The organism is Oryzomicrobium sp. (assembly GCF_036820405.1).
Taxonomy (GTDB): Bacteria; Pseudomonadota; Gammaproteobacteria; order Burkholderiales; family Rhodocyclaceae; genus Oryzomicrobium.
This window is the reverse complement of sequence record NZ_DAISLS010000026.1, coordinates 1-8,900: the sequence shown is the minus strand read 5'-3', so window position 1 is coordinate 8,900 and position 8,900 is coordinate 1. Positions and strand designations below refer to the sequence as shown.

The window sequence follows — 8,900 nt, the reverse complement described above, 5'->3', positions numbered from 1 at the left end:
CCACCCCCCAATCCACCACCATCGCCACGGGGCAGAACTACGACCAGGTCAGCGGGCGGGACACCAACCAGAGCACGGCCAGAAGGTGGGTGCACAACGTGGGCCGGTCGATCTCGCTCTTTGTGCAGGGCGTGAAGGACAAGACGGCGGTCAAGCTCTATGCCGCCCAGGGGAAGATCGACTTGCAGGCCCAGGGTGGCCCTATGGCGATCACCGGGCAAAAGCGGGTGGTGCTGACCGCCTGCAAGAACGCCCAACTGTGGAACGCCAAGAAGGAAATCCTCGTTACCGCCGGCGGCGGCTACATCCGCATCGCCGGCGGCAATATCGACATCCACTGTCCCGGTACCGTCTCGATCAAGGGCGCCAGCCACGATTGGAGCGGCCCGAGCAGCATGAATCCGCCTCTGCCCAAGTTCAGCCAGGGGGAATTCGATCGCAGCTTCCGCCTGCTCAATCCCCTCGATGGCAAGCCCGTGCCCAATATGGTGTCCCGCATTACCCGGGGGGACGGCAGCGTCATGGAAGGCCGTACCGACGGAGCCGGCAAGACGCCGGTGCTGTCGAGCGACACCTTTGAACAAGTGGCGGTCCAGTTCCACGACGATCCGGACCAGGGGGCGTCATGACGCTGCTGCCCCATGACCAACGGCCATCCGCCAAGCCCGAAGCCTTTTTGCTATGACAGAGAACTCATCGCCCGGCACCCTGATCGTCGATGGTGGCACCTCCACGCTCAGCAAAGGCTCCTCGCCCTACGACCTGTTCGCCAACCTGCCCCTGCCCGGCGTCTACATCTTCGTGCACGGGGTCAACTCCGACGGCGAATGGTTCGAGCAGGCGGAACAAGGGCTATGCGCCGGGCTCAACGACCGCCTCAAGCGCCGGGATGCGCACATGGCCCATCCCGATGTCGGCACGCTGACCGCGCCTACGTACCACCCAGAACTCACCGACGACGGCTTCATCGACCGCAAGTTCAACCACAAGCGTTTCATCAAGAAAGACGGCTACTCCCCGGTGATCCGCTTCCGCTGGGGCTACAAGGCCGACGACGCCGCCCTCAAGGAATACGGCGACAAAATCTGGCTGAACGAACTCCACGCCTGGGGGGGCGGCCCCTTCGCCAACGGCTGCACCAACCTCCCCGACGCCTGGGGCGAAGGGCTCAACCCCCGGCTCTTTCTCTGGGTTTCCGCCCAACATCTCAACACGACCTCGGGCCGCCGCGTCTACGATTGTCCGCCCCGCTCCTACTACGCTCACGCCGCCCATCGGCTCGCCCGGCTGGTGCAGCGCATCCGGGAAAAGCAGAAAGACATCCCCATCACCATCGTCTGCCATAGCCAGGGCAACATCATCGGCATGGCCGCTGCCTTCATCGGCGACACCCTGGACGCGGACGCCGTGGCCGACCGCTACGTGCTGGCCAATCCGCCCTACAGCCTGGTCCCCGACAACCTCATGGAAAGCTGGAGCCAGCGCGGCGACGGCGGGCGGCAGACGGGCGCGGCACGTATGGAGACCCTCAAAGCCTTTGTGGACTTGATCGGAGCCCGGAAAGGCAAGGGGCAGCCCGCAGGTCCGGTCAACGACCGGATGGCCCACCGCAGCCCCAAGGACGGCAGCGCCCCTTTTGCCTACGACCCTGCGGCGGAAAAAGACGGTCCAGGCCGTATCACCCTCTACTTCAACCCTCACGACCAACTGATTTCTGTCGAAACCATTCGAGGCATCGGCTGGATGGGGCTTGATCGCAAGCAGTTGGATACGGTGGACCCGGGCGGCAAGACCTTCGTCCAGCGCGTCTTCGCCGAAGGCAAGATCGTGGGCAAAACTGTGAGCAAGACCGAAGGCAAAACGGAAGGCAAAGCGGAAGGCAAGACTGGGGAGGAAATCGACAGCTACGACTTCTGGAAAGAAAACGCCCGAGGTAGCAAGACTCCCGGCACCGGTAGCTTCTTCTATCCCGCCTCCCCCAAAGCCAAATACGTCCTGGAGAATGCGCTGGACCCGGGCGAAGGCGTTGTCGTCAAGGTACTCAGCCTGCTGACCGTTTTGGTGATCAAGCCCCTTGTCGACTATGTCATCGCAAAGCCGGTCAACGCCGCCCCCCCGAAAAATTGGACCACCCCCATCAACGCCCCGGCGCTGCCGGAGCCCTTCCTACCTCGTAGTGTGCGCTACGGCAAGGAGGGCGACTTCGACCAAGGCCACGATCCGGACCGGGACGCCCTGAGCCAGGAAAACCCGAAAGACGGAACGGACCCCCTCAACGCCAAAGGCGAAGGGGACCGGAACACCCAGGCCGCCCTGCGCTACCAGTACCGGGCCGAAGTGCGCCTCTCCGCACGCCGGGCCAAAAAGGCCAGCGCAGACGGCACCGTCCCGGGAGATCCGGGCGGGCCGGAAGCGGATGAAGAATGGAACGCCTGGGCCAAGAAGGAGCAGATGGCACTGCTCAACGGCGCTGACCAGAACAACTCGGTGGACCACGGCACCATCATGACCAACCCGGCCCATGCCCAAAAGGCCCTGGCCTGGGACGTGGCCATCGGCATGGCCAAGCTCTCGCTAGAAGACTGGCTGACCTTCCGCAAGGTGGCGGATTGGCGGTTGATGGATGACAAAACCGACCCGGATAAATTCGGTTTGTACTTCAAGAGTGGAAAACTCGAGCAGGATAAATACCCCCATCAGCTTGCCAGATATCGCCTCGAGGGGTTGCCGCCCAAGATCAAGAACGAGCGGACTTGGGCGACCAAGGGAGAGCGCCATGACGCTTAAACAAGTGGCGACCGGTATCGCTCTGGTACTGCTTGGCTGGCTGGCGCTATGTCTGGCCTACGGCTACTGGCTGGGCCAGCAGGGAGAACTGCAATCCATGGAATTGGGAGATGCACTGATGCGTATCGTGAAGTGGCCTACCCTGCTGGCGTTAGGGGGCCTATTGGTTATCGGTGCCCATGGCTTCAGCGCTCGGGCTGAGGCTGTGGAATCGGCCAAAGCGGTAGGGCTGAAAACGGAAGGGGAGCAAGCCCAACAAACCGCGGCTGACAAGAAAGCCCGCTTCGCCGCCCAGGTAGTGGCGGTGCAATGGGTGGGGCCGGTGGTGTGGCGGGACTATCCGACCCAGTGGAATCTCTATCGGTTGATGGGGTTGGCCAAACCTAATCCCGACGATAAGGAAGCCAAGACTGATCCTGATTACCAGGGTATCAAGGCGATTCGGGCGATTGGTTCTGGTGGTAAAGGAGCAAGCTTTGGTGGAGATTACTTGGGACTCCATCTTGATGAAATGCTACTTCCGCACCGGATACCCTATTTCACCGTCAAGAACGGCTTCTACAGCGATGCTAAAGGTAGCAAACGCCCCAAGTGGACTGACGTCCATGTGGAATTTTCCGGGCCGGACCGGCCTATGCGTGATTCGGATAGTGTTGCATGGTCACCGCTTTCCATCTCTGATGCTGGTGCCATGGAATACGGTTGGCCCAACGGCATGATCATGACGGAGGAGCGTTACCTGCGCTCTAGTTCTGTCGAGCAGATGCGCGGTGTTGCAGAAAACCGCATCATGAGCATCTCCGGCGCCTACCGCCCGGAGAACAACCCCGACCACAAGCTCACCGAAGTGGTCGTTCGCCAGGGCGGCCCCTCCATGCCCTTCCGTTCCCTGGCCGCCGCTCTGGACTGGCTGGAGACCCATCCGGACAAGACCGCCTGGGTCATGGCCATGGACGCCCCGGGCTACCCCAAGGATGAACAGTCCAATGAGAACAGCGTCCTGATCGTTCTCGCCCACCCGGACTACGACACCCTGCGCCAGCCTTTGGCCTGGATACACCGGGTGCAGAACGAAGTGGTGAAGAACAAGCAACACGATCAAGGTCACCCGAGCCTGCGCCGGGCCTGGGAGACGGCCCTGGCCGGCGCCCTGGCCTCGGGGGACGTCAAGCCCGAGCAGGTGGGGCGCATCTTCCACGACAGCCAGTTGCGCAGCGACACGGGCAAGGCCCGCATCCGGCGCCTGATGCCGGCGGTGCAGACCCTGTTCCCCGGCACGGAACTGGACCGGGACCTGTTCGACGTCCAGACCCTGTTCGGCGACTGCGGCGCCGCCACCGGCGCCCTGCACCTGGCTCTGGCCGTGGCCCACGTCCAGGCCGTGGGCACAGCAGCCCTGGCGGTTTCGGCGGCGGAAGACGACACCGCCCTGGCGGTGTTGGTGACCCCGCCGGCGGACCGCCAGCCCCGGGACGAAAGCAAACCCTGGTTCCGCGCCCGCAGCGCCGCCTGGGCCTACTGGCCCTGGTGGGCACCGGAACGTAAGAGCAAGTAAGCCATGGAACGCTCGTCCGCCCTACTGCTGGCCTTTGGCGCTCTGGTGCTATGCACTGCGGTCCTGTCTGGCTGCACGTCGACTCCCCGGGCAGCTCCCCTCAGTCACGAGGAGCTGGCGGCGCGCAAGGCCCGTTTTGCCGCCCAGGTAGTGGCGGTGCAATGGGTGGGGCCGGTGGTGTGGCGGGACTATCCGACCCAGTGGAACCTCTACCGCCTGATGGGACTGGCCGAGCCCAACCCGGACGATAAGGAAGCCAAGACCGACCCGGACTATCAGGGCATTAAGGCGATCCGGGCGATTGCCGGCAACCAATCTGGGAAGGCGAGTTTTGGGGGGAACTACTTGGGACTCCATCTTGATGAAATGCTACTTCCCCATCGGATACCCTATTTCACGGTCAAGAATGGTTTCTACAGCGATGCCAAGGGGAGCAACCGCCCGAAATGGACCGATGTCCATGTGGAGTTTTCAGGACCGGATCGGCCTATGCGGCTACCGGATAGTCCGGGAGGGTTGCCGATCTCCATGTCCGACGCTGGAGCTGCCGAATACGGTTGGCCCAACGGCATGATCATGACCAAGGAACGCTACCGCGTTTCCTCTTCAGCCGAACAGATGCGCGGCATTGTTGAGCATCAAATCATGAGCATCTCCGGCGCCTACCGTCCGGAGAACAACCCCGACCACAAGCTCACCGAAGTCGTCGTCCGCCAGGGCGGCCCCTCCATGCCCTTCCGTTCCCTGGCCGCTGCCCTGGACTGGCTGGAGATCCACCCGGACAAGACCGCCTGGGTCATGGCCATGGACGCACCGGGCTACCCCAAGGATGAACAGGCCAATGAGAACAGCGTCCTGATCGTTCTCGCCCACCCGGACTATGACACCCTGCGCCAGCCCCTGGCCTGGATACACCGGGTGCAGAACGAAGTGGTGAAGAACAAGCAGCACGACCAAGGGCATCCGAGCCTGCGCCGGGCCTGGGAGACGGCCCTGGTCGGCGCCCTGGCTTCGGGGGATGTGAAACCCGAGCAGGTCGGCCGCATCTTCCACGACAGCCAGTTGCGCAACGACACGGGCAAGGCCCGCACCCGGCGCCTGATGCCGGCCGTGCAGACCCTGTTCCCCGGCGCGGAACTGGACCGGGACCTGTTCGACGTCCAGACCCTGTTCGGCGACTGCGGCGCCGCCACCGGCGCCCTGCACCTGGCTCTGGCCGTGGCCCACGTCCAGGCCGTGGGCACAGCAGCCCTGGCGGTTTCGGCGGCGGAAGACGACACCGCCCTGGCGGTGTTGGTGACCCCGCCGGCGGACCGCCAGCCCCGGGACGAAAGCAAACCCTGGTTCCGCGCCCGCAGCGCCGCCTGGGCCTACTGGCCCTGGTGGGCACCGGAACGGAAGGGGAGGTGATTGCTGCAATGTCTGCCTGCTCCGCCGGTTATCTGTTCAGGCCCGCAAGGCCGTAACGCGAGGAATCCGATTCCGTGCTTGCCCTGCTGAAGCGCTTCGTTCTGTTCGCCCTGCTGCTGGCTGTCTGGGCTTTGCTGCTGTGGTTCGGCATCGGGTTCGACCTGTCCGGCCATGGCTTTGCCGTGCTGCTGGCGGTGCATCTGTTGCCGCCCACCCTGGCCTATGGTCTGGGTTGGTACGTGCTGGTCGGCCGCAAGCGCCGCCAGGAACGAGAGGCCCAGGAGCGGGCCCGGCTCGAGCGGGAGGAGCAGGCCCGCCAGGAAGAACTGGCGCGTCAGCGCCATCGGGATGAACTGGCCTCCCGCCGTATCGGTGCCGATTGCCTGGCCGTGGCCTTTGGCGGTTGGCTGGAGCGGGGAGGGCAGGGCAGTGTGGCCAGTGGCGCCGAGGGGGTGGCCGTCCAGGCCCTGGAAGAGCCGCCGGAGGTGGAAAACGATGGCTTTGGCGCCCCAACCATCACTGGGGCGATGTTCCTTCCCTACCTGACCGATACCCTGGCATCCCTGTTCGCCTTATGCCCAGGGGCTGTCGCCTTTCCCGTGCTGGTGGGGGGGCCTGCCGACCTGGCGGTGGATGAATGTTACGCCCTGGTCCGCCAGGCCTGGCTTACCGTTGCGGGCAATGAGGCGGCGGAGGGCGCTCCGCTCCGTCAAGCCCTTCGGGTGACGGCGCTGCCGGCCGGCAGCAGCGTGGCCGATACGGTGATCCACCAATTCGAACTGGAACCCGAGCTGCCCGGCACCGTGCTGCTGGCCTTCGACTCCCCCTGGTTCCGCCATGCCGGCGAAGACGAAGATGAAATTCCCGACGAACTGCGAGAACGGCGCCGCTGGCTGGGCGAGCCGGCCCAGGGCGTCGTGGCCATGGCCGTGGCCAACCCGGGCCTGGCGACGTTGTTGCGCAAGGTGGAGGACGGGTTGCCCAAGGGCGGCGCCCTCGACGACAGCTTTACCGCCTACTGGGAGCGCGGCATCGAACTCGGTCCGGCCCTGGTACCCCTGGCACGCTTGTCTGCCGAGGCGCGGCAAGGCTTGGCCGAAGCCCTTCCGCTTGCCCGCCTGCATCGCTCGGTGGGGGGCGAGTGTGCCGAAAAGCCGGGGCGGGCCAATGTTCTGGGCAATGCGATGCGCATGGCCCTGGAGCGGGCCATGGTCAATGCGGCGTTGCTGCCCTGGCCCTATCCCACTCCTGTAGCTACCGAGTCTGCCGAAGCCGAAGGGGGGGCGCCTCCCAAGCAAGTGCCGGCCTGCGACTGGCTGGTGCACAACGCCGGCGGGGTGGAATGTTCCGGCCCCCGCCTGGCGGCCGTGGGGCTGGCCCTGCATTTCTTCGATATCGGCCTCAACCCTATCGACGAGGCCACCAATTTCCCCGCCAAGGTGGGGGACCTGGGGCGTGGCCTGCCGTTGGCCTTGCTGGCCCAGGCGGTGAACAAGGCGGCGGAAACCGCATCGCCGGCCTGCTGGGTGCATTTCGACGGCGATTCCCGGTTCGACGCGGGCTTTGTTGTTCCTGCGCCCGCGGTCAATGCAAACCTTGAGGAGGAAGCAGCATGAAGAGCGTCATTCGCCTCGGCGACTCCACCAACCACGGCGGCGTGGTGGTCAGCGCCTCCGGCACTTACACCATCATGGGCAAGGGAGTGGCCCGGGTGGGCGATCAGGTCACCTGCCCGATCAAGGGGCACCCCATGGCGGTGATCGTCGAGGGCGATCCCAACTGGCTGATCGACGGCCGGGCCGTGGCCCTGGACGGCCACAAGACCAGCTGCGGCGCCAGCCTCATTGCGTCCCTGCCCAACTTGGGCCGGGGCTAACCGTACCACCACCAAAACACGCATTAAGGGAGAACGCGACATGGCACTGGCCCCCGCTCTGGAAGCCCTTCTTGAACCGATTCCCGGCGATCAGCCCGGGGGCGAGGATTTGTCCTACGGCATCGAGTTCGATGCCATCCGGGACGCCCGCCGCTCCGACGACCCGAATCTGGCCCAGGGCGAATGGGAAACCGAGGTCAAGAGCGCCAATTGGCCCAAGGTGCGCGAGCTGTGCGAATCCCTGCTCACGCGTCGCAGCAAGGATTTGCAGCTGGCCTGCTGGTACGCCGAGGCCATGACCCAGATCGACGGCTTCCGCGGCTTGCACTGGGGCCTGCATGTGCTCAAGGGGTTGGTGACCGACTTCTGGGAATTCTGCTACCCGGCCCTGGACCCGGACGACCTGGACGAGCGCGCCGGCAAGATCGAATGGCTGAGCGCCCAATTGCCCCTGGTCGTCCGTGGCATTCCCATGACCAGCCGGGAAAGCGGTGGCTACTCATGGCTGCGCTGGGAAGAATCGCGCACCGTGGCCAACCTGGGGTTGAAGGATGGGGACGCAATGGCCAAGGCGATTGCCGAGGGCAAGCTTTCCGGCGATGCCTTCGACAAGGCGGTGGCGGCTTCTGGATTGAAGTTCTACGAACGGCTCAATGCCGACGTGGCCGCCGCCCTGGCGACCCTGGAGGCGCTGGAGGCCGCCGTCGACCGTGCCTTCGGCCATGACGCTCCCAGCCTCAAGGATTTGCGCGATGCCGTGCGGGGCTGCGCCGATCTGGCGGGGCGCCTGCTCAAGTCGCTAGGTGGAGGGCAGACCGCCGCGGCTGACGCGGTAGCCTCTCAACCCGCTTCCCAGGCAGCAGAGCCGGGCACCCCGCCGGCCTTCTTGTTACAACAGGGCGACGCCGCCTTCGCCGCGGCGGCCCCCCGTACCCCGGTGGGACCGGTGCAGACCCGGGCCGATGCGGTCAGGCAGTTGCGCCTGGTGGCCGAATATTTCCACCGCAATGAACCCCACAGCCCGGTGGCTCCCCTGGTCGAGCGCGCCGCCAAGTGGGCCGAGATGCCCCTGGACCAGTGGCTCGCCCACGTCATCAAGGACGAATCCACCCTGGGCCAGCTGCGCGAACTGCTCGACCTGCGGCCTGCCCAGTGATGCCTTGCGCGGAGACTAGACCATGACAGCCAAGGACCGCCTGGGGAGCCTCCTCGCCACGTACGCCAGCGCGTTTTTGCAGTCGAACCGCCTACTGGAGTTGAAGGTATTAGGTC

At 64.9% G+C, this 8,900-nt stretch carries 7 protein-coding genes; all 7 read left to right on the top strand.

All coding sequences use genetic code 11. The features are described from left to right. Positions 1 to 629 (top strand): DUF2345 domain-containing protein (locus tag V7Z98_RS17715; protein WP_334159409.1); only part of this gene is annotated, 629 nt, incomplete at its 5' end. Between the two features lie 52 nt (positions 630 to 681). Next, a complete protein-coding gene (locus V7Z98_RS17710; RefSeq protein WP_334159408.1) occupies positions 682 to 2,787 on the top strand; it encodes a T6SS effector phospholipase Tle3 domain-containing protein in 2,106 nt (701 codons plus the stop codon). Then, a complete protein-coding gene (locus V7Z98_RS17705) occupies positions 2,777 to 4,342 on the top strand; it encodes a hypothetical protein (RefSeq protein WP_334159407.1) in 1,566 nt (521 codons plus the stop codon). Before V7Z98_RS17710 ends, V7Z98_RS17705 begins: the two co-directional genes overlap by 11 nt. A gap of 3 nt (positions 4,343 to 4,345) precedes the next feature. Then, positions 4,346 to 5,752 carry a hypothetical protein gene (locus tag V7Z98_RS17700; protein ID WP_334159405.1) on the top strand — a complete coding sequence of 469 codons (1,407 nt, stop codon included), beginning with the start codon at positions 4,346 to 4,348 and terminating at the stop codon, positions 5,750 to 5,752. Between the two features lie 74 nt (positions 5,753 to 5,826). Then, positions 5,827 to 7,368: a hypothetical protein gene (locus V7Z98_RS17695; RefSeq protein ID WP_334159403.1), complete on the top strand. Its 1,542-nt coding sequence runs from the start codon at positions 5,827 to 5,829 to the stop codon at positions 7,366 to 7,368. Further along, a complete protein-coding gene (locus V7Z98_RS17690; protein WP_334159402.1) occupies positions 7,365 to 7,628 on the top strand; it encodes a PAAR domain-containing protein in 264 nt (87 codons plus the stop codon). The genes V7Z98_RS17695 and V7Z98_RS17690 overlap by 4 nt, the downstream gene beginning before the upstream one ends. A gap of 40 nt (positions 7,629 to 7,668) precedes the next feature. Further along, on the top strand, positions 7,669 to 8,784 hold the full coding sequence (gene tssA, locus V7Z98_RS17685) for a type VI secretion system protein TssA (RefSeq protein WP_334159401.1): 1,116 nt from the start codon (positions 7,669 to 7,671) through the stop codon (positions 8,782 to 8,784). The last annotated feature ends 116 nt before the right edge of the window (positions 8,785 to 8,900 follow it).